This is a genomic window from Streptomyces sp. ALI-76-A, assembly GCF_030287445.1.
GTDB lineage: Bacteria > Actinomycetota > Actinomycetes > Streptomycetales > Streptomycetaceae > Streptomyces.
Map to the genome: position 1 here is coordinate 5,645,752 of NZ_JASVWB010000002.1, position 19,293 is coordinate 5,665,044.

Annotated in this window: 18 protein-coding genes; 14 read left to right on the plus strand and 4 right to left on the minus strand. The window is 70.5% G+C overall.

Annotated features, from left to right (window positions below; genetic code table 11):
- Positions 1-16: 16 nt before the first annotated feature.
- Together QQS16_RS26320 and QQS16_RS26325 are read right to left on the minus strand one after the other, a co-directional pair.
- A complete protein-coding gene (locus tag QQS16_RS26320; protein WP_286064374.1) occupies positions 17-211 on the minus strand; it encodes a hypothetical protein in 195 nt (64 codons plus the stop codon).
- 8 nt (positions 212-219) lie between these two features.
- A complete protein-coding gene (locus QQS16_RS26325; RefSeq protein WP_286064375.1) occupies positions 220-1,071 on the minus strand; it encodes a helix-turn-helix domain-containing protein in 852 nt (283 codons plus the stop codon).
- 250 nt (positions 1,072-1,321) lie between these two features.
- Between QQS16_RS26325 and QQS16_RS26330 the strand changes: the two genes are divergently transcribed.
- From QQS16_RS26330 to QQS16_RS26350, 5 genes are all read left to right on the plus strand, one after another.
- Positions 1,322-1,825 carry an ATP-binding protein gene (locus QQS16_RS26330; protein ID WP_286064376.1) on the plus strand — a complete coding sequence of 168 codons (504 nt, stop codon included), beginning with the start codon at positions 1,322-1,324 and terminating at the stop codon, positions 1,823-1,825.
- Positions 1,826-2,029: 204 nt separating this feature from the next.
- Positions 2,030-2,656 carry a hypothetical protein gene (locus QQS16_RS26335; protein ID WP_286064378.1) on the plus strand — a complete coding sequence of 209 codons (627 nt, stop codon included), beginning with the start codon at positions 2,030-2,032 and terminating at the stop codon, positions 2,654-2,656.
- Positions 2,653-3,360 (plus strand): hypothetical protein, encoded by a 708-nt coding sequence (locus QQS16_RS26340; RefSeq protein WP_286064380.1) that lies wholly within the window; start codon positions 2,653-2,655, stop codon positions 3,358-3,360. Before QQS16_RS26335 ends, QQS16_RS26340 begins: the two co-directional genes overlap by 4 nt.
- Complete coding sequence (locus QQS16_RS26345; protein ID WP_286064382.1) at positions 3,360-8,108, plus strand: putative T7SS-secreted protein; 4,749 nt, start codon at positions 3,360-3,362, stop codon at positions 8,106-8,108. Before QQS16_RS26340 ends, QQS16_RS26345 begins: the two co-directional genes overlap by 1 nt.
- Positions 8,108-8,428 (plus strand): hypothetical protein, encoded by a 321-nt coding sequence (locus QQS16_RS26350; protein ID WP_286064384.1) that lies wholly within the window; start codon positions 8,108-8,110, stop codon positions 8,426-8,428. Before QQS16_RS26345 ends, QQS16_RS26350 begins: the two co-directional genes overlap by 1 nt.
- Positions 8,429-8,604: 176 nt before the next feature.
- Here QQS16_RS26350 and QQS16_RS26355 read toward each other — a convergent pair whose 3' ends face one another.
- Together QQS16_RS26355 and QQS16_RS26360 are read right to left on the minus strand one after the other, a co-directional pair.
- Positions 8,605-10,305 carry a chitinase gene (locus tag QQS16_RS26355; RefSeq protein ID WP_286064386.1) on the minus strand — a complete coding sequence of 567 codons (1,701 nt, stop codon included), beginning with the start codon at positions 10,303-10,305 and terminating at the stop codon, positions 8,605-8,607.
- Between the two features lie 100 nt (positions 10,306-10,405).
- Positions 10,406-10,549, minus strand: coding sequence for a hypothetical protein (locus QQS16_RS26360; RefSeq protein WP_286064388.1), 144 nt, complete (start codon positions 10,547-10,549; stop codon positions 10,406-10,408).
- Positions 10,550-10,686: 137 nt separating this feature from the next.
- On the opposite strand from QQS16_RS26360, the gene QQS16_RS26365 reads away from it, so the two are divergent.
- The 9 genes from QQS16_RS26365 (at position 10,687) to QQS16_RS26405 (ending at position 19,287) form a co-directional block, all read left to right on the plus strand.
- Positions 10,687-11,652 (plus strand): hypothetical protein, encoded by a 966-nt coding sequence (locus QQS16_RS26365; protein ID WP_286066459.1) that lies wholly within the window; start codon positions 10,687-10,689, stop codon positions 11,650-11,652.
- 57 nt (positions 11,653-11,709) lie between these two features.
- Positions 11,710-12,417, plus strand: coding sequence for a Flp pilus assembly protein CpaB (gene cpaB, locus QQS16_RS26370; RefSeq protein WP_286064390.1), 708 nt, complete (start codon positions 11,710-11,712; stop codon positions 12,415-12,417).
- 9 nt (positions 12,418-12,426) lie between these two features.
- Positions 12,427-13,683: a CpaE/TadZ family protein gene (locus QQS16_RS26375; RefSeq protein WP_286064392.1), complete on the plus strand. Its 1,257-nt coding sequence runs from the start codon at positions 12,427-12,429 to the stop codon at positions 13,681-13,683.
- Positions 13,684-13,817: 134 nt separating this feature from the next.
- The gene (locus QQS16_RS26380; protein ID WP_286066460.1) at positions 13,818-14,141 is read left to right on the plus strand and encodes a pilus assembly protein; all 324 of its coding nucleotides are present in this window, start codon (positions 13,818-13,820) and stop codon (positions 14,139-14,141) included.
- Position 14,142: 1 nt separating this feature from the next.
- Positions 14,143-14,550: a TadE/TadG family type IV pilus assembly protein gene (locus QQS16_RS26385; RefSeq protein ID WP_286064394.1), complete on the plus strand. Its 408-nt coding sequence runs from the start codon at positions 14,143-14,145 to the stop codon at positions 14,548-14,550.
- 10 nt (positions 14,551-14,560) lie between these two features.
- Complete coding sequence (locus QQS16_RS26390; RefSeq protein ID WP_286064395.1) at positions 14,561-15,898, plus strand: TadA family conjugal transfer-associated ATPase; 1,338 nt, start codon at positions 14,561-14,563, stop codon at positions 15,896-15,898.
- Positions 15,899-15,908: 10 nt separating this feature from the next.
- A complete protein-coding gene (locus QQS16_RS26395) occupies positions 15,909-16,853 on the plus strand; it encodes a type II secretion system F family protein (RefSeq protein ID WP_286064397.1) in 945 nt (314 codons plus the stop codon).
- A gap of 24 nt (positions 16,854-16,877) precedes the next feature.
- Positions 16,878-17,765, plus strand: coding sequence for a DUF5936 domain-containing protein (locus QQS16_RS26400; RefSeq protein ID WP_286064399.1), 888 nt, complete (start codon positions 16,878-16,880; stop codon positions 17,763-17,765).
- A 13-nt stretch (positions 17,766-17,778) separates the two neighbouring features.
- Positions 17,779-19,287 carry a sensor histidine kinase gene (locus tag QQS16_RS26405; RefSeq protein WP_502963844.1) on the plus strand — a complete coding sequence of 503 codons (1,509 nt, stop codon included), beginning with the start codon at positions 17,779-17,781 and terminating at the stop codon, positions 19,285-19,287.
- Positions 19,288-19,293: the final 6 nt, after the last annotated feature.

The following is a 19,293-nucleotide window of genomic DNA, read 5'->3' on the forward strand; positions in this document are numbered from 1 at the left end:
GACATCCGGTCCCGGGTCAGAGCAGGTGGTCCGCCTTTCCCGCCTTGATGTCGAGGATCATCGTGCGGAGCGCTTCGCGGGAGTCGGTGAGGTAGGCGTCCTCGGCACCGGCTATGGCGATGTAGGCGTTGCCTTGGGGGTCGGTGCCGAGGCGGAAGCAGTTGTTGCCTTCACCGCAGAAGGGCTCTTCCCAGGTGATGGGGTCGGTCACGGCGTCTCCTACAGGTCACGGGCGATCTTGTGGATGACGTCCCGTGATGCTTCCGGACGCATCGCTGCGTCATCCATCCAGTCCAGATGCGCACGGTACTTTGTCAGCTGCGCCTCGGCATGGGTGAATTCCGGTCCGTGCGCGGAGTCCAACTGCACGGTGTCGAGTTGTGGGACAGCCCCGTCCGCGTAGAGCAGGGCATGCCCCGCGCCGGGGAAGTCGCCCTTGGACGTGGGGATCACCCGGACCTCGATGTTCTCCCGCTCGGACTGGACGGCCAGATGCTCGAGCTGTTCCCGGGTCGCTTGAGTGCCGCCGTACGGCATGCGCAGGGCGGCTTCGTGGACGTAGGCCACGTACGGCAGCGGCTCCGGCCGCGCGAAGACCCGCTGGCGTTCCATGCGGTGTGCGACACGTAGCTCGACCTCCAGACGGCTCAGCGGCGGCAGCGCGGCAGCGAAGACGGCGCGGGCGTATGCCTCGGTCTGGAGGAGTCCCGGAACGTGCATGACCTGAGCGGTTCGTACGCGGGCGGCATGCCACTCCAACTCGGCGATGTCCAGAAGTCCGGACGGGAGCGTTCCGCGGTGGCGGTCCCACCACCCACGCTCCTTCCAGGCGGCCATGCCGACAAGGGCTTCGACGTAACTCTCGTCCCCGCAGGCGTAGTTGCAAGCCAGCGTACGAACGCGTTCGGGTGAGAAGGGCCGGATACCCGACTCCATGTTGGACAACCGTGTCCTGTCGATGCCCAGAAGGCCCGCCGCGTACTCCGTGGTGGCACCCGCCGCCAGCCGCATCTTGCGCAGTTCGGCACCGAGGCGCTTCTGCCGTTCCGTGGGAGTGGTTCTGGTTGGCATGGCGCCAGTCTGCCCGTGCGACGGAGAGCCCGTCCACACTTCGGGGGGTACTTACCCCTGAAACGATGGACAATGTGACTCCAGCCTCCCTACATTCGGTGATGCCGCAGCTACTCAAGGCAGTTGGAAGCGCATCGCGCGAGCCTGCCCGCACTCTCCTGCCCTGGGAGGGGCGGGCCCGCGTCAGGGAGACAGGCCACCGGCTGCCGGCGACAGGAAGTCCACGAACCCGCACTCAAGGAGTCACGCCATGCCCATGTCCCGCTGTCCCGTGGCACCGCCCTTCACGGCGGACCCCACCGCCCCCGTCCCCGAAACCCTGGCCTACAGCTTCACGCTGCCCGCGGCGCTGGCCAGCCCCGCGCTCGCGAGGGCCGCGACCCGCGAGGTCCTCAAAGCCCACGGCCTCCACGACATGCTGGACCCGGCCCTCCAGGCGGTAGGCGAACTCTCGGCGACCGCCGCCCAGTTCACGGAGTCCCCGGCTTTCTACCTCTCCCTGCGCTACCGCTCATCGACGCTCCGCCTGATCGCCTACGACAGCCACCCCCGCCACACCCAGCCCCACCTCGCCACGGCCTGCGACACCCGCCGCCGCGCGGCCCTGCGCGTCCTGGCCTGCGTCTGCCGATCCTGCGACGGCACCTGGGCCTTCGGAGAGTCCCGCGAACCGGGCGGCGGTACGAGGATGTGGGCGACGTTGCCGAGGGCGAGCGCGGCGGCGTACGGAAGCCCTACCGGGAGGGGGCGTTGAGCCAGGAACCGCCGGAGTCGGACATCAGAATTCGGCGGTGGCACCTCGGCTCTTGAACTGTTCAAGCGCCTTGGTGCGGCCAGAGACACCGTCGGATCCCTTCTCTGCCGGATCGAGCAGTCCGCGCCCACCCCACAGTCAGATCCCGCCACGGCCGGTGATTCGCGTTGCGTTCGACAATATGCGGATGTGATGATCCCAGGCATGGCTGAAGGCGGGGGCCCGGAGGGGCGGATATCCAGGTCCCGGCTGTACGAGTACGCGGGGAGTGCCGACCCGGGCGAAGACGCAGCCGGGCAGGCCGCGCCGGACAGGGAGCCCCCGCCCGGCGTGCCCTCGGAGGCTGTTGAGTCGCCCACCACCCCGGCCCCGCCCGCGGGGTTCACGGACGACGTCACCCGCGCCCGCCGCGAATTCGCCGTCCTGCTGGGCGAGTTCCGCCGTGCGCCCGTCCTCGTACCGCTCGACGAGAATGACGACCCCTTGGTCGGTGACTACGGCGGTGTCCGCTGGATCTACGCCTTCTCGGACGAGTCCGCGCTGGCGCGATTCGCGTTCGCGAGGGGTGAAGGCGCGCGGGAGTGGGCGTACCAACGGGTGCTGGGAGCACGGCTGCTGGATGTCGGTGTCCCGGCGACGGGCGTCCCGTGCGGGGTCGCCCTGGACGTGGGCAGCGAGGACGACGGTGTGCTGTTCCCCCCGGTCGTGGGGATCGTGCCGGACGCGGTGGCCGCAGACGTAGATGGGGACGCGGTGGCCGCAGACGCAGATGGGGACACGGTGGCCGCAGACGCAGATGGGGACACGGTGAACGGGGAGGAGCCGCGGTGAGCGGTGACGCAGGGGCCGGCGGGGGAAAGGACATACAGGCGGCCGGCCTGGACGGCATCGCCAAGGGGATCAACCTGACCCTCGGCGAGCTGAAGGAACTCGGCGTCGACAGTATGGCCGGACAGGGCAGGGGGTTCTCCGAACTGTCGCTCTCGGGGCTGGATTTGGGGCACGACGACCTCAAGTCGGCGTTCTCGACGTTCTGCGAACGCTGGGAGTGGGGTGTGCGCGCACTCGTCGAGGAGGGCAGCCTCTTCGCGCACCACGTGGGCCTCGCGGCGGGAACGCTGTACGAGCGGGACGAGTACGTCGGCAACTCCCTGAAAATCGCCGCGAGTTCCGCGTGGAGCAACCCGCATCTCTCCGAGGACGAGGCCATGCGGCAGGGCTGGGGGGACATCTTCGGCTCCGGTGTGGACTCGCTCAGCAATCCCGACTACAGCCGGGAGTCCTGGGACGAGGCGAAGGTCAACATCGAGCAGGGCTGGAACGACGCGGCCCGCGACGTCCTCACCCAGGATGGGGTGGGTCCGGTCACCAGCCCCCTGAACCTCCAGCAGTCCACCGGCGCCACGGATGAACAGACGGAAGCCATGCTGGACGCGGCCTTCGGCCCCTCCGCCGAGGAGCGGGCCCAGGCCGCGGCGCCGCAGCAGACCCAGCAGCAGGCCCCGCACCCCCAGCAGGGCGGGAAGAACGGCTGATGGGGTTCGGGGATCTGGTCAACTCCGGACTCGGCAAACTCGACGACATCGGCGACGCGGGCAAGAAACTCGTCGGCGAGGGCATCGACAAGGGCACGGACGTCCTCGCGGACGGCCTGGACCACGTCGGGGCCGACGACGCGGCCAAGGTGGTCGAGTACGTCGGCGACAACCTCGCCTCCGAACTCGGCGCCACCCCCGGCGAGAAACAACTCGGCGAGACGGACCTGGCCACCCAGCTGATCCACGGCAGCCCCTCGTCCATCCGCTCCTCCGCCGCCCACCTGAAGGACTTCCGCAAGGCCTTCGACACGGTCGGCGAGGGCATGCGCAAGCTGGACTCCTCGCACTGGAAGGGCGAGGCCGCCGACACCTTCCGCGAGAAGTTCGCCATGCACCCGCCCAAGTGGCTGCACGCGGCGGACGCCTGCGACAAGGCGGGCAAGGCGCTGGACGGCTTCGCTGACACGGTCGCCTGGGCCCAGGCACAGGCCCGGGACGCCATCGACCTGTACGAGAAGGGCAGGAAGGCGTCCGAGCAGGCGGTGGAGGCGTACAACAAGCGCGTAGACGCCTACAACGCCAAGGTCAAGGCCAACGAGGATCCCGGCCCCCGCCTCGAACCCTTCAGCGACCCGGGCAGCGCCGACATCAAGCGCGCCCAGGAGAAACTCGCCGAGGCCCGCCGTCAGCGCAACGAGGCCGGCCGTACCGCGGCCGTCTCGGTCCGCGCCGCTCTCGCCCACGCGCCCGCCGAGCCGCCGCTGCTCAGCCAGGTCGGGTCGAACCTCAAAGACGGCTACCTGGCGGTCAACACCGAGCTCACCCACGTGGTGGGCGGTGTGGTCAAGGGCGTGGCCGGCACGGTGTCCTTCGTCCGCGGCCTGAACCCGCTCGACGTGTACAACCTCACCCACCCCGCCCAGTACGTCCAGAACGTCAGCATGACGCTCACCGGCCTGATCTCCACCGCCGCCCACCCCGACCGCGCGCTGAAGTCGGCCTGGGAGGGCTTCAAGAAGGACCCGGCGGAGGGCGTCGGCCGCCTGATCCCCGAGCTGATCGGGGGGAAGGGGCTGGGGCTGGCGCGGGGCGGGGTGCGGGCCGGAATCAAGACGGGGGCGGAGGAGACCGCGGAATCGGCGGCTCGGCAGGGGACCAAGGACGCGGCCGGGAACTCCGCGGCGGACACCGCCAGAAACCGCCCGGAGGAGCACGACACCGCCAACCCCAGGGAAAAGGTCCAGGTAGACGAGACGGATCCCGTCGACCTGACCACCGGCAAGATGTACCTGCCGCAGACGGATGTCACGCTGCCGGGCGTCCTCCCTCTCGTCTTCAAGCGACGCGTGGAATCGGGGTACCGCTTCGGCCGCTGGTTCGGCCCGTCCTGGTCCTCCACCATCGACCAGCGCCTGGAGATCGACTCCGAGGGCGTCGTCCTCGTCTCGGAGGACGGCCTGCTGGTGGCGTACCCCCATCCGGCGCCTGGCCTGCCCACTCTCCCCAGCCACGGCCCTCGCTGGCCGCTGGACCGCGAGGACGGCGGCTACACGGTCACCGACCCGCGGACGGGCCGCGTGTGGCACTTCGCCGACCGGGGTGCCGACCTGGCGGTCCTCGAACAGATCGACGACCGCAACGGCAACTGGATCACGTTCGAGTACGACGCCGGGGGAACCCCGCTCGGCATCGTCTCCAGCGCGGGCCACGACCTCCGCATCTCCACGAAGGACGGCAGGATCACGGCCCTCCGCCTGGCGGCGGCCGACCAGATGCTGATGCGCTACGGCTACACCGACGGCAACCTGACCGACGTCGTCAACTCCTCCGGCCTGCCCCTGCGCTTCGGCTACGACGAGGCCGGCCGCGTCACGTCCTGGACGGACACGAACGACCGCGGCTACACCTACGAGTACGACGACCAGGACCGCTGTGTCGCGGAAGGCGGCACGCACGGTCACATGACCCTGCGCCTGTCCTACGACGAGACGGACCCGGACACCGGCCTGCGCGTCACCACGACGACCACCGCCGAAGGCCACACCCGCCGTTACGTCGTCAACGACGCCTGCCAGGTGGTCGCCGAGGCCGACCCGCTCGGCGCGACCACCCGCTTCGTACGCGACCGCCACCACCGTCTCCTCTCCCGCACCGACCCACTCGGCCACCGCACCACGTTCGACTACGACGAGACGGGCAACCTCGTCGCCCTGACCCGCCCCGACGGCCGCGTGGCGAGAGCCGAGTACGACGAACTCGGCCAGCCGGTGAAGGTGGTGAACCCGGACGGCACGGTCGTACGCCAGACGTACGACGACCGCGGCAACCGCACCTCGGTGACCGACCCGGCGGGCCTGACCACTCGTTTCTCGTACAGCGAGGCGGGCCATCTGACCTCCGTGACCGACCCGCTCGGCCACACGACCACGATCGTGTGCGACCGGGCGGGCCTCCCCTTGGAGATCACGGACGCCCTCGGCGCGGTCACCCGCTACGAGCGCGACGCCTTCGGCCGTCCTCTCGCCGTCACGGACCCGACCGGCGCGGTGACCCGCCTGGAGTGGACGGTGGAGGGCCACCTGACCCGCCGTACCGCACCGGACGGCACGACCGAGACCTGGACGTACGACGGCGAGGGCAACTGCACCAGTCACACCGACCCGATGGGCGGGGTCTCCCGCTTCGAGTACACCCACTTCGACCTGCTGACGTCGCGTACGGGCCCGGACGGGGTGCGCTACGAGTTCGACCACGACAAGGAACTGCGGCTGACGAAAGTCACCAACCCGCAGGGCCTGACCTGGACCTATGCCTACGACGCGGCCGGACGCCTGGCCACGGAGACGGACTTCGACGACCGCACCCTCGCCTACACGTACGACGCGGCGGCCCGCCTGACCTCCCGTTCCAACGCCGTCGGCGCGACGGTGGCTTTCGAGCGCAACGAGCTGGGCCAGGTACTCCGCAAGAGCGTGGCCGGGCAGGTCACGACGTACGCGTACGACCTGACCGACCAGCTCGCCCAGGCGAGCGGCCCGGACGGCACCACGCTGACCCTGCTGCGGGACCGCTTCGGCCGGGTGCGCTCGGAGACGGTCGACGGCCGTGAACTGACGTACACCTACGACGAGTGGGGCCGCCGGACGGGCCGTACGACCCCCACCGGGGCGACGACGACCTGGTCCTACGACGCGGCCGGACGACGCACGGGGATGGTGGCCTGCGGCCGGGCCATCGCCTTCACGTACGACGTGGCGGGCCGCGAACTGGCGCGCCACGTGGGCGAGACGGTCAGCTTGGAGCACGGCTTCGACGAACTCGGCCGTCTGACCTCGCAGTCGGTGACGGGCGCGGGCAGCCGGACAGTCCAGTCCCGCACGTACACCTACCGGGCCGACGGCAACCTCATCGGTGTCGACGACCAGCTCTCCGGCGCCCGCCGCTTCGACCTGGACGCGGCGGGCCGGGTGATCGCGGTGCACGCGGCGAACTGGACGGAGACGTACGCCTACGACCCGGCGGGCAACCAGACGCAGGCGTCCTGGCCGGCCGCGCACCCGGGTCAGGAGGCGACAGGTCCCCGCACGTACGAGGGCACCCGCATCACCCGCGCGGGCCAGGTCCGGTACGAACACGACGCCCTCGGCCGCATCACCCTGCGCCAGAAGACCCGCCTCTCCCGCAAGCCGGACACCTGGCGCTACGAGTGGGACACCGAGGACCGCCTCACCTGCGTGACCACCCCGGACGGCACCCGCTGGCGCTACACCTACGACCCTCTGGGCCGCCGCACGGCAAAGCTCCGCCTCGCGGAGGACGGCGAAACAGTCGTGGAACGCGTCACCTTCACCTGGGACGGCACGACCCTGTGCGAACAGACGACGTCCTCCGTGTCACTGCCGCACCCGGTCACCCTCACCTGGGACCACCAGGGCCTGCGCCCGATCGCCCAGACCGAACGCATCACCACGACCGCCGACGCCCCCCAGGACGAGATCGACTCCCGCTTCTTCGCCATCGTCACCGACCTCGTCGGCACCCCCAGAGAACTCGTGGACGAACACGGCGAGATCGCCTGGCACACCCGAAGCACCCTCTGGGGCACCACAGCCTGGGCAGCGAACAGCACCACCTACACCCCCCTCCGCTTCCCCGGCCAGTACTACGACCCGGAAACAGGCCTGCACTACAACTACTGCCGCCACTACGACCCCGAAACCGCCAGATACCTGACCCCCGACCCTCTCGGGCTCGCACCGGCGCCGAATCCCGCCACCTATGTGCACAACCCCCACTCATGGACTGATCCCATGGGGCTGGCTCCGGACTACCCGGAGAACGAAAATGGCGGGAGCTGGAACCCCGCAGAGGAGCCCTATCTGTATCGAGGCGTGGGATATGCGGATGAGCATGGTCCACCTGAGTGGCTAAAAATTTATGAAGATGCAAAACGCGGTATCGCTGAGCCCTTGGGGGGTCACTCGGACCCGCAACTTCATGTGGGTGGTCGCACTGACAGCATCTTCACCTCTTGGACTACATACTATGAAGACATGGCCCTGGAGGAGAGTTACAGAGGGAACGGTCCTGGAGTCGTTCTGCGCATTCCGAACGGAGACGGTGCGACTTATTCGAGGGTCCCGGGTATATCCTTCCCGTATGACGAGGGTGAGGTACTGATTCGCGGTACCGTTACAGGCGCAGAAATGAGTATCAGTGGAGGACCGTGGACAAGTGTAGGCTAGTGAGCCTCATATCTGCCGCAGTCGAGGCCGGTATATGTGACTCAGATCTTCTTGACCGTGTCGCTGAAGTTACTTCAATTGAGGCAGGGGAAGTCTCTCGAAGTAATCTCTTGCAGATTTATCGCCGTCGCCTCAAGAGAGTCGATGTGGGTTCGGGGCTTCACGAAGAAACGAAATCACTGATCTCATTTCTTGAGAGTTTCGAAGGTGATCATCTCGTAATGATCAGCATCACGCTTGAGTCGGGTGGTGGTGAGATGTTCATTGCGGATGCCGAAGAATCCCGCATCTTGCATTGGATGCGCATGTTCTCGCGATGACTGTTGAGAGCACCGGTCGGACCTCCTGGCCGGGTGCGGCACCCACTCCCGCTTCCAGCCGATGCGGCATGGTGCACATTGGGCGAGCGGCGGCTGCGGGACGTCGGCCATGATGATGACGACGTCCCGCCCCGGTTCGGCATCGAAATGTCTACGCGTCCGTCGGGAACAGATGGTTACGGCAACCCGTGCACATGCGCCCCCACCGCGTTCGACCACGTGTTGCCCGCCGCCGCGTCCCAGTTCGTCGACCATGTCATCGCGCCCCGCAGGTCGGGATACGTGCGGGCCGGCTTGAAGGAGCCGCAGGACGTGCCCCGGGTCAGGCAGTCCAGGGCCGCGTTCACCACGGACGGGGACACGTAACCGCTGCCCGCGCCGCGCGGTGAGGCCGGGAGGCCCAGGCCCACCTGGGACGGGGACAGGCCGTTCTCCAGCTGGATGCAGGCGAGGGCCGTCAGGAAGTCCACCGTGCCCTGGCTGTACACCTTGCCGTCGCAGCCCAGCATGGAACCGCTGTTGTAGTACTGCATGTTCACGACCGTGAGGATGTCCTTCACGTTCAGCGCGGTCTGGAAGTACGCGTTGGACGTGGACTGCATGTCGATCGTCTGCGGGGCCATGGTCAGGACCATGGACGGGCCCGCCTTCGCCGACAGCGCGCGCAGCGCCTGCGTCATGTACGTCGCGTTCAGCCCGTTCTCCAGGTCGATGTCGACGCCGTCGAAGCCGTACGTCTGCATCAGGGAGTACACCGAGTTCGCGAAGTTCGTCGCCGACGCCGAGTCGTTCACGGACACCGCGCCCCGCTCGCCGCCGACCGAGATGACGACCTTCTTGCCCGCCGCCTGCTTCGCCTTCACGTCCGCTTTGAACTGGTCGACCGTGTAGCCGCCCAGGCCGGCCGAGTCCAGGGTGAAGGTCACCGCCCCCGGTGTCGTCGTCGCGTCCGCGAAGGACACCGCGATGATGTCGTACGCGGACTGGACGTCGGAGAGTTTCTGGACCGTCGCGCCGTTGTCGAAGTTCTGCCAGTAACCCGTCACGGCGTGCCTGGGCACCGTCCCGCCGCCCCCGCCGCCACCGGGGGCCGTCCGCCCCGTCACCGCCGCCGACCGCGCCGACTCACCGGCCGCGTTGGTCGCCGTGACCTGGAAGGAGTACGACGTCGAGGCCGCGAGGCCGGTCACCGTCGCGGACGTTCCCGTCACCGCCGTCACCTTCGTGCCGTCGCGGTAGACCTGGTAGCCCGTGGCGCCGGAGACCGTGTTCCACGCCAGGGAGACGGACGAGGAGGACGTCCCGGACACGGTCAGGCCCGCCGGTGTCGCCGGGATCGTCGGCTCCGGGTCGCCGCCGCCACCGCCGCCGTCCGGGCCGTACACCGACACGTCGTCCGCGTAGTAGGCGGCCTGTCCGTACCAGCCGTGGGTGTGGATCGTCACCGAGGTCGTCGAGGAGCCCGTGGTGAACGTGGTCGACAGCTGTTTCCACGCCGACGAGTCCGGGGTCCAGGTCGAGACGTCGGTGGTCCCCGTGCCGGTGGCACCCAGGTACGCGTACCCGCCCCGCACCCAGGCGCTCAACGTGTACGTCGAGCCGGGCTTCACCGCCACCGTCTGGGTGCACCGGGCGTTGTCCTGCCCGGCCGGGGTCGCCTTCAGCGCGGCCGAGCCGCCGTGCACCGGGGAGGGGACCGTCGTACCGCTGCCGGCGGAACAGGACCAGCCGGCGGTGCCCGACTCGAAGCCGGCGTTTCTGGCGTTGTTGACGTCCGCCGCCACGGCCTGGCCCGCGCCCGCCAGTCCGGCGGTGAGGGCGAGGAGCGTCGCGGTGAGGGTGCCGGCGAGGGCGCGGGTCCGTCTGCGTCCGGGCATGCCTGGGTCGCGGTGCACTGGTGCCTCCGGTGGGGAGAAGGATGAGGAGCGACGGTGGCCACCGCTGCCCCTACAGAGTTGGTCCAGACCAATTGAACTGTCAAGGGTCGCGCGGCGCGGGCCGCGTCAACTCGCCGGCGCGGTCGGGCGCGTGGTGGCAAGTGCGCCCCATCTGGACCGGAATCACCGCCTTTCTGGCGCCGAACGCCAGCAGGAAGTCACAGAAACGCTGTTCTCCGGTCACAGGGCCGTGGATACAGTGCTCAGGAAGTCACGCAGTGAAGTCGACCGGGTGCGCCGGAGTGACGCCGGACGGGCCCACGGGCATGGGGATTCGGGGAGCTGCGCGTGCCAACTGCCATTGCTGTGACCAGCGCCGACATGGCGCTGCCGCCGCAGGACGACCGAACCATGCCCGCCGCCGTGCTGGCGGACCTGGACCGGCAGCCGCTCGACCGGTCGCTGGCCGCCCTTCAGGCGCTCATCGACCAGCACGGACATGTGATCGTCGTGTGCTCGCAGGCCGCCCCCCGGGCGGTCGAACGTCGGCTGCACACCGTCCGCTCCCTCCTGGAGAGCGACCGCATCGCCGTGTTCCGGCCCGAGCTGCCGCCCCTCGGGCTCGCCGTTCTGGCCCGCCAGTTGCGGCAGCTCGCCTCCTGCGACCTGAGCCCCGGCGTGCTCGCCTCGGCCGCCCGCCTGCTCACCCACTACCTGCACGCCGGCGCACTCCTCGGCTCCGTCGCCAAGCTCGACCGCGTGCCCGTGGGCCTGAAGTCGCACGCCAAGTCCTGGGTGCCGGGCAGTCAGTTCGCCGTGCTCGCCCACCCGCAGCCGCAGCTCGTACGCCTCGCGCCCGGCGCGACCCTCGCGGGACCGGAGTTCGCCACCTCGATGCTGGTCGCCCGCGGGCAGCTCCAGTCCGACTGGGTCAGCGCGACCCTGGCCAAGTCCTGGAGCGTGCAGGGGCTGCGCGAGGTGCCGCTGCCGGCCGAGTCCGCGCTGTGGTGGGGCACCGGCCGGATGATCGAGTTCTGCACGTTCCTGCCCGACCTGTCGGTCCTGTACCAACTGGTCACCTCGGTACGGCAGAACATCTGCCACTGGTGCGGCATCGAGGTCATCGGCGACCGCTGCGTCTTCTGCTCCGCCACCGCGCCCCCGCCGGCCGCGTCAGCCGTGTCGCCCGGACAGCAGCACACCCCGGCCGTGTCGCCCGGACACCAGCAGCACGCCTCGGCCCTGGCGCCCGGACCCCGGACCCACCCGTCGGCCCTGTCGCCCGGGCGCCAGGACCACACGTCAGCCGCGTCACCCGGATACCGGAACCAGCTGCCCGCCGGGTGAGCCGGCCCGGACCCCTGCCTCCGCCAGCCCCAACCCCCCGATGAGGTTGTACGGTTCATGAACTCCCGTCAGCGCCGCGGCGTGATACTCCTGCTTCTGTCGGTCCTGTGCGCGCTCGGCGCGTTCGCCGGCGTGCTGTCCGTCATCAACGACGTGCAGTCCAAGGTCGGCCCGGAGGTCACCGCGTATCGGCTGAAGACCAGCGTGCCGCCCTACACGAGCCTCAGCGCGGACCAGTTCGAGACAACCGAGATGCCCGAGCGCTGGCTGCCGGACACCGCGGTCACCGACCTCGCCGACATCCGCGGCAAGATCGCCGTCACCACGCTGAAGGCGGGCTCCCTGCTCCAGAGCGACATGATCGTCGACCGGCCCGCCCTTCAGCCCGGGCAGCAGGAGGTCGCCATCATGATCGACGCGGCGACCGGGGTGGCGGGGAAGATCACGGCGGGCGCGAGGGTCAACGTGTACGCCACCTTCGAGGGGCAGCGGGAGGGCGACCCCGCCCAGTCCAAGCTGATCGTGACGCACGCCCGGGTCATCGACGTCGGCGAGCTGACCGCGCTGCGGCCGGACGAGGACGACCGCACCCGGCAGGAAACCGAGGCCGTCCCGATCACCTTCGCGCTCACCACCGTCGACGCCCAGCGCATCACGTACGCGGAGTCGTTCGCCGAGGAGGTGCGGCTCGCGCTCGTGGCGCCCGGCGCCGACTCCACCGTCCCGGAGCGGGACCGCACCTACGAACTCGCCAAGGACAAGTGAGAGGCCGCCATGCCCACGAGGATCCTCCCGGCTGTCGGCGACGCGGACGCGGTCCGGTCCCTCACCACCCTCCTCAGCCAGCTCCCGGACGCCGAACCGGTCGCGCCGGTGGTGGACTCCACCCAGCTCATCGACACCCTGGCCCGGCTGGCCGCCGAGTCGATCGACGAACTGCCCGAGGTCGTCGTCGTCCACGAACGCATCGGTCCGGTGCCCGCCCTGGAGCTGATCCGTGAAGTCGCCCTGCGCTTCCCGTCCGTAGGGGTCATCCTCGTCACCTCCGACGTCAGCCCCGGCCTCTTCCAGGCCGCCATGGACTACGGCGCCCGCGGCCTGATCGCCCTCCCCCTCGGCTACGAGGAACTGGCCAGCCGGGTCCAGGCGGTCGCCCAGTGGTCGGCGGGCGTACGGCGTCACCTGGGCGCCGGCGGCGACGTGTTCACCGGCGTCGGCGGGACCGTCGTCACGGTGAGCGGGGCCAAGGGCGGCGTCGGCGCGACCCTCACCGCCATCCAGCTCGCCCTCGCCGCCCAGGCGTCCGGCCGCGCCACGGCCCTGGTGGACCTGGACCTGCAGACCGGGGACGTCGCCTCCTACCTGGACGTCCAGTTCCGCCGCTCGGTCGTCGACCTGGCCGCCATCACCGACATCTCGCCCCGCGTCCTCGCCGACGCCGTCTTCCGGCACGACACGGGCGTCGCCCTGCTGCTCGCCCCCGCCGAGGGCGAGCGCGGCGAGGAGGTCACCGACCGCGCCGCCCGCCAGATCGTCAGCGCCCTGCGCTCCCGCTACGAGGTCGTCGTCGTGGACTGCGGCGCCCAGCTCGGCGGCGCGGGCGCGGCGGCCGTCGAGATGGCCGACACGGCCCTGCTGGTCACCACCCCGGACGTGGTCGCGGTCCGGGGCGCCAAGCGCACGGTCCGGATGTGGGACCGGCTACAGATCCGCAAGGCCGAGGAGACGACCGTCGTCGTCAACCGTCACACCCGCGGTACGGAGATCCAGCCGCCGCTGATCCAGAAGATCACCGGCACGGCCGTCGCCGGCACCGCGATCCCCGCCAACTTCAAGGAACTCCAGGGCGCGGTCGACGCCGGCCGGGTCCACGAACTCGACAGCAGGGGCACCGTGAAGCAGGCCCTGTGGGGGCTCGCGGCGGAACTGGGCCTGGTCAAGGCGCCCGAGGGCGCCGCCCGGCGCGGGAGCCGCTCCCGGGGCGACCGGGGCGCGGTCGGCTTCCGACGGCGCAGAGAACTCGGGGGGTAGGGATGCGGGCGTCCGTCACAGGGCGGCGGGACGAGAACCCGGGCGGCCCACGGCACGGGGCCCCAGGCACCCGGCCGGGCCCGGACCGGGTCACCCGGCGCGACGAGGGCCAGGTCACCGTCGAGTTCCTCGGCATGACCCCGCTGATCATCCTCACGCTGGTGCTGATGTGGCAGTTCGTGCTGCTGGGATACACCTTCACGCTGGCGGGGAATGCTGCGGACGAGGCGGTTCGGGCGGGAACGGCGGTGCCGGAGGGGGAGCGGAATGCGGCGTGCACGCAGGCGGGCCTCGACAAGCTGCCGGGCGCGTGGACCGGCGAGGTCGACTGCGCCACGAGCGGGGGCTACGTCACGGCCACGGTCACCCTGCGCGTCCCCGTGCTCTTCCCCGGCTCGATCGGCTTCCCCTTCGAGGTGGAGGGCCACGCCGGTGCCGTGGAGGAGGTGAAGGACTGAGATGCCGTACGACGGGAAGGGGCGCGACCGCCGCCGTGGTGGCGGCGACCGTGGTGGCGGTGGCCGGGCGGGCCGCGATCTCGGCCAGGTCGCCATCGAGTACCTCGGGTTCATCCCGATCCTGATCCTGGTCGCGATGGCGGGCGTGCAGATCGGGCTCATCGCCTACACCGCCCAGCAGGCCGGCACGGCGGCCCGGGCCGGGGCACGCGCGGCCTCGCTGGAGGAGAGCGCCCAACAGGGGTGCCAGAACGCGGTCAGCGGCTGGCTGGCCGACGACACCACGTGCACGGAGGCGTACGGCGCCGACGAGGTCACGGTCACCGCCACCATCGAGATCCCGCAGTTCGTTCCCGGCTGGGACTTCGGCACCGCCCGGAAGACCGCCACCATGCCGCTCGACCACTGAGGAAGCACCCATGAGCCTGCGCTCGCGCATCAACTCCCCGGAAGAGAAAGGCAGCCGGGGCGAGGACGGCCACCTGGTCTCCTCCTACCGGGCCAAGCTCCTGGAGGAGATAGACCTCGCGGAGATGAGCGCGCTGGCGGCGGCCGAGCGCAGGGCACGGCTGGAGCGGGTGCTCGGGCACATCATCAGCCGGGAGGGCCCCGTCCTGTCGACGGTGGAGCGCTCCCAGCTGATCCGCAGGGTCGTCGACGAGGCACTCGGCCTCGGCATCCTGGAGCCGCTGCTGGAGGACGCGTCGATCACCGAGATCATGGTGAACGGCCCGGACTCGATCTTCGTCGAACGCGGGGGCCGCGTCGAGCAGTTGCCGCTCCGCTTCCCCTCCCACGACCAGCTGATGCAGACCATCGAGCGGATCGTGTCGACGGTCAACCGGCGGGTGGACGAGTCGAACCCGATGGTGGACGCCCGGCTGCCCTCCGGCGAGCGGGTGAACGTGATCATCCCTCCGCTGTCCCTCACCGGCGCCATCCTCACCATCCGCCGGTTCCCGCGCTCCTTCACGCTCAGCGAGCTGGCCGGCTTCGGTTCGCTCGACGAGCACATGCTGTATCTGCTCGCCGGGCTGGTGCAGGCCCGGTTCAACATCATCGTCTCGGGCGCGACGGGCACCGGCAAGACGACGTTGCTGAACGCCCTGTCCGGGCTCATCCCCGACACCGACCGCATCATCACCATCGAGGACTCGGCCGAACTCCAGCTCCAGCAGCGGCACGTGGTCCGGCTGGAGTCGCGTCCGGCGAACGTGGAGGGCAAGGGCCGTATCACCATCCGCGATCTGGTCCGCAACTCGCTGCGGATGCGCCCCGACCGGATCGTGGTCGGTGAGGTGCGCGGCGGGGAGTCGCTCGACATGCTCCAGGCGATGTCGACCGGCCACGACGGCTCGCTGGCCACCGTGCACGCCAACAGCGCCGAGGACGCGCTGATGCGGCTGAAGACCCTGGCGTCGATGTCCGAGGTGGAGATCCCCTTCGAGGCGCTGCACGACCAGATCAACAGCGCCGTCGACGTCATCATCCAGCTGACCCGGTTCGCCGACGGCGTCCGCCGCGTCACCGAGATCGCGGTGCTGGACAGCCGCGGCAGCGAGCCGTACCGACTGGTCACCGTCGCCCGCTTCGACGCCCGGCCGATGGCGGCCGACGGCCGGATCTACGGCGCCTACCAACATCTCCCGCTCCCGCGCCGCACCGCCGACCGCCTCTACATGGCGAGCCAGCCCACCCCGCAGGCCTTCGGCGTGGCCCAGTCCGCAGAACAGCTAGCCATCCGAGAAGCCAGGTAGGACCGCCCCCATGGAACTCCAGACCCTCGTCACGCTCACCACCGGCGTCGCACTGCTGACCTGCGTCCTCGCCGTGATCGGCGTGCACACCTACGCCAAGGGCAGGGCACAGCGGGCCGCCCTCGTCGAGCGCCTGTCGGCGGCCGGCCAGATACCGGTGACCGGCCGCCGGCGCCGCTTCCGCAATCTGGACCGTCGGCTGCGCGGGACGAAGACGGGCCGGAAACTCGAACTGCGGCTGGCGGCCACCGGCCTGGACGTCACCCCGGGCGAGTTCTTCGCCGCCATGCTGGCCGCGGTGGCCGGCCTGTGGCTGATCGGCCAGGCGACCCTGGCTCCCTTCTTCGGCCCGATCGCCGGACTGCTGGGCATCTGGGCGGCCTTGCAGTTCCTGAGCTGGCAGCGGCAGAAACGCATCGAGAAGTTCATCAACCAACTCCCCGAGATGTCCCGCATCCTGGCCAACGCCACCCAGGCGGGCCTCGCCCTGCGCACGGCGATCGGGATGGCGGCGGAGGAGCTGGAGGCACCGGCGGGCGAGGAACTCGGCAAGGTGGCCAACCAGTTGGCGATGGGCGCGACGATGGACGACGCGCTCGGCGAGATGGCGGAGCGCCTCCCGTCGCGCGAACTGGTCGTCCTGGTCACCACGCTGGTCCTGTCGAACCGGGCGGGCGGCCAGGTGGTGAGCGCCCTGCGGAACCTGACGGAGACCCTGGAGGAACGCAAGGAGACCCGGCGTGAGGTCCGCACCCAGCTGTCCCAGGTGAGCATGACGTCGTACGCCGTGCCGGTCCTCGGGGTCGGCTCGCTGTTCCTGATGAACGGGGTGAAGGACGGCGCGCTGGACCGTATGACCGGCTCCCCGGTGGGCCAGGCGGCGGTCCTGGTCGCGTTCTGCCTCTACGCGGTGGGCTTCCTCCTGATCCGCCGCCTGTCCCGCATCGACGTCTGAGCGGCCGAGAGGGGATCGCGAGCGATGGCACTTGTGCTGGCCCTGCTGATGGGCCTTTCCGTGTGGGGCGCCTTCACCGGCGTCCGCATGTACCGGGCGGACGCGAAACTGCCCAGCGACCTGGTGCTGGCCCTGGAGGTCGGCGCCACCCGCACCGGGGCGGTGGACTCGCTGGTCGACCGTATGGGCATGCGCTACGCCCCCACGGTCCTGCGGCTGATGGGCCCCGGGCAGGTCGCGAAGTACCGCCGCAAGATCGACCTGGCGGGCAACCCCGGCGGCCTCACCATCGACCGCTACGCGGCCCGCCGCGCGGTCTACGGCGTCCTGGGCGGCGTCGGCTTCGTCGTCTTCCTGCTCCGGGGCGACATCCTGGTGGCCCTGTTGCTGCTGGCGTTCGGCGCGTTCTGGACGGAGGTCGGCATCTGGTCGGCGATCCGTATCCGCAAGGACGTGATCGAGCGCACGCTGCCGGACTTCCTGGACGTGCTGGCGGTGGTGGTGAGCGCGGGTCTCGGCTTCCGCCAGGCGCTGGACCGCGTCGCCTCGAAGTACGAGGGTCCCTGGGCGGACGAACTGCGCATCACCCTGCGCCAGATGGACCTCGGCATGAGCCGCCGCCAGGCCTTCGCGGAGCTGCGCCGCAGGAACGACTCCGAACAGGTGGCGATGTTCGTGACGGCGTTGCAGCAGGGGGAGGAACTCGGGGCGCCGATCGTCGACACGCTCGTGTCCCTGGCCAAGGACATGCGCCGCACAGACGCCCAGAACGCCCGCCGCAAGGCCGCCCGCGCGGTCCCCAAGGCCACGATGATGATCACGACGTTCATGGTCCCGGCCACGATGATCCTGCTCGGGGCGGGACTGCTGCTGGGCTCGGGGACGGACTTCGGATCGATCACGGGGGAGTAGGAGGGAGGGAGACGTGAGGGCGAGGACGAGAACCAGGGCGACGACCAGGACGCCGGCGACGAGGAGGACGACGAGGACGCCGACCGAGGGCGGTCAGACCCTCCGGGGGCTTCCCGCGCGGGAGGGCGGAGGCGGGACGAGGGGTGCCGGTGCCGGTAGTGGCGCGTGCGCCGGTGGTGCCGGTGGTGCCGGCCGGGAGCACCCCCGTGAACACGGACCGGAACCCGCGACCGATCCCGCGCCGGGCTCCGCCCCGACCACCTCGACCACCCCTCCCATCCCCCTCCAGGTGAACGCCCTCCAGGCGATGTGCCGCCAGGTCTTCGGCTTCCGCCTGGCCATGATCGCCGTAGCCGCCCCCGCCGCCCTGCTGAACGCCGCCCCCGGCCTGGGCGTCCGCCTGGTGGGCGCCGCCGTCGTCGTCACCTTCATGGGCTCGTACGTCCTCTTCAGGGACTGGGAGCGCTTCGGCCCCCTCCTCCTGCGCCACCCCACCCTGCTGGCCGCGGACACCCTCTTCGGCTCCCTGCTCCTGGTCTCGGCGGGCCCCGACACCACCCTCGCCTACGTCAGCGTCTGCACCCCGCTCCTCGCCGGCATCGTCTACGGCTGGCGAGGCGCCGCCGTCTTCGCCTCCCTCCAGTCGCTGATCCTGCTGCTCGTCCAGGCCACCCTGGGCGACGCCCGCGCCGGCCTCGCGGAGTCCCTGCTCCTGCCGGGCTTCTGCGTCATCACGGGAGCCGTGGGTTCCACCCTGCGCAACCTGATGCTCCGCTTCGGCACCGCGACCCAGGCCCTGACCGCCGTGCAGGCCCGGCTGGCCGCCACGGAGGCGGTGAGCGCGGAACGGGCCCGCCTGGCCCGGGAGATGCACGACTCCGTGGCCAAGACCCTGCACGGCGTGGCCCTCGCCGCGGACGGCCTGGCGCACTCCGCGGGCGCCGCGCGCATGGATCCGGCCCTGATCAAGCAGCAGGCCGGACTCGTCGCCCGCTCGGCGCGCAGGGCGGCCGCCGAGTCCCGCGACCTCCTCGCAGACCTGCGCGGCGAGTCCGACCCCGGCCGCGCCATCGGCCTCCTCACCACCGACGTCCTCACCGAACTGGCCACTCGGGTGCACGACTTCAGCGCGCGCACCGCCCTCCCGGCGGCGTACCACCCCACCGGCGACCGGACGGGGCCCCCACCGCCGCTCCCGCCCGCCGTGGCCCGCCACCTCCTCACCATCGCCACGGAGGCCATGGAGAACGCCCACCGCCACGCCGCCGCGACCCGGGTCGACGTCCACGCCGGAGTCCACGGCGGCGTCCTGCGCGTCAGCGTCCACGACGACGGCCGCGGCCTCCCGGCGGACACGACCCTCGAACAGCTCAGCCGCTCGGGCCACTTCGGTCTGGTCGGCATGGTCGAGCGGGCGGCGTCGGTGGGCGCCCGCATCCGCATCGGCAAGGGCACGCACCTCAGGGGCACGGAGGTCCTCCTGGAACTCCCCCTGGCAGCACCGCCCCCGGAAACCCCGTGACGAGGA

Coding starts and splice junctions, on each gene's coding strand:
- QQS16_RS26325 (WP_286064375.1), bottom strand. CDS start 1,071: ATGCCAACCAGAACCACTCCCACGGAACGGCAGAAGCGCCTCGGTGCC.
- QQS16_RS26330 (WP_286064376.1), top strand. CDS start 1,322: ATGCCCATGTCCCGCTGTCCCGTGGCACCGCCCTTCACGGCGGACCCC.
- QQS16_RS26335 (WP_286064378.1), top strand. CDS start 2,030: ATGGCTGAAGGCGGGGGCCCGGAGGGGCGGATATCCAGGTCCCGGCTG.
- QQS16_RS26345 (WP_286064382.1), top strand. CDS start 3,360: ATGGGGTTCGGGGATCTGGTCAACTCCGGACTCGGCAAACTCGACGAC.
- QQS16_RS26355 (WP_286064386.1), bottom strand. CDS start 10,305: ATGCCCGGACGCAGACGGACCCGCGCCCTCGCCGGCACCCTCACCGCG.
- QQS16_RS26365 (WP_286066459.1), top strand. CDS start 10,687: ATGGCGCTGCCGCCGCAGGACGACCGAACCATGCCCGCCGCCGTGCTG.
- cpaB (WP_286064390.1), top strand. CDS start 11,710: ATGAACTCCCGTCAGCGCCGCGGCGTGATACTCCTGCTTCTGTCGGTC.
- QQS16_RS26375 (WP_286064392.1), top strand. CDS start 12,427: ATGCCCACGAGGATCCTCCCGGCTGTCGGCGACGCGGACGCGGTCCGG.
- QQS16_RS26380 (WP_286066460.1), top strand. CDS start 13,818: ATGACCCCGCTGATCATCCTCACGCTGGTGCTGATGTGGCAGTTCGTG.
- QQS16_RS26385 (WP_286064394.1), top strand. CDS start 14,143: ATGCCGTACGACGGGAAGGGGCGCGACCGCCGCCGTGGTGGCGGCGAC.
- QQS16_RS26390 (WP_286064395.1), top strand. CDS start 14,561: ATGAGCCTGCGCTCGCGCATCAACTCCCCGGAAGAGAAAGGCAGCCGG.
- QQS16_RS26395 (WP_286064397.1), top strand. CDS start 15,909: ATGGAACTCCAGACCCTCGTCACGCTCACCACCGGCGTCGCACTGCTG.
- QQS16_RS26400 (WP_286064399.1), top strand. CDS start 16,878: ATGGCACTTGTGCTGGCCCTGCTGATGGGCCTTTCCGTGTGGGGCGCC.